Here is a 961-nt window from a genome sequence, read left to right on the forward strand (position 1 = left end):
GTGCTGCACGATCTGGCGCTGGTAGCACCCTTCGCCACCAGGGTGGCGGTGATGAACCATGCCCGTCTGCAAGCGCTCGCCGCACCGCGCGAAGCGCTGGCCCAACAGCTGATCCGCGAGATTTTCGGCATCGATGTGCTGCGCCTGCGCCATCCAACCGAGGATCGAGAGTTGACGGTGTTCGAGGTTCCGAACCGTGCCGCGCCGCCGTCGTGATTGAAGCCGTTCCATAGTCGACCCGATCCCACCCACAAGGAGCATACCCGTGAAACGCCTCGCTTTTTCGCTTGCCGTCTCGCTGCTGACCTCGACCGCCTTCGCCTTCCCGGTAACCGTCGACAGCTGCGGCAAGCCGCTGACCTTCGACGCGCCGCCGAAGCGCGCTGTCATCCACGATCTGAACATGGCTGAGATGGCTTTCGCGCTGAAATTGCAGCCGTCAATGGTCGGCCTGACGGGCATCACCGGATGGTACAAGGTCGGTTCCGAATTCAAGGCAGAGCAGGGTTCGATCCCGGAGCTGGCGCCGAAATATCCGACGCTCGAAAACCTCGTGGCCGTGGAGCCGGATTTCTTCTTCGCCGGCTGGTACTACGGCATGAAGCCGGGTGGCGAGGTGACGCCCGACACGCTTGCCCCGCACGGCATCAAGACGCTGGTTCTGACGGAAAGCTGCGTCCATCTCGACAAGAGCCGCCCCGCCGCCTCGATGGACCTGCTCTATGGCGACGTCGAAAAGCTGGGCAAGATCTTCGGCAAGGAGGCCGAGGCTGAAAAGCTTGTCTCTGGCTGGAAGGCGCAGCTCGCCGACATCACCGCCAAGGTCGGCAGCGCCAAGGGCACGCGGGTGTTCCTCTACGATTCCGGCGAGGACAAGCCGTTCACCGCAGGCAAGTTCGCCATCCCCAGCGCCATGATCACTGCCGCCGGCGGCGACAACATCATGGCTGACATGGACACC

Annotated in this window: 1 protein-coding gene and 1 pseudogene; both read left to right on the forward strand. The window is 63.3% G+C overall.

What is annotated here, in order from left to right; translation table 11 throughout:
* Positions 1-216: pseudogene (locus tag ENZ74_RS32995) on the forward strand (ABC transporter ATP-binding protein); the annotation flags it as partial.
* 49 nt (positions 217-265) lie between these two features.
* Positions 266-961 (forward strand): ABC transporter substrate-binding protein (locus ENZ74_RS33000; RefSeq protein ID WP_164761455.1); only part of this gene is annotated, 696 nt, incomplete at its 3' end.

Origin of the sequence: Mesorhizobium sp. M7A.F.Ca.CA.002.15.2.1 (assembly GCF_003998715.1) — a bacterium.
Lineage (GTDB): Bacteria > Pseudomonadota > Alphaproteobacteria > Rhizobiales > Rhizobiaceae > Mesorhizobium > Mesorhizobium ciceri.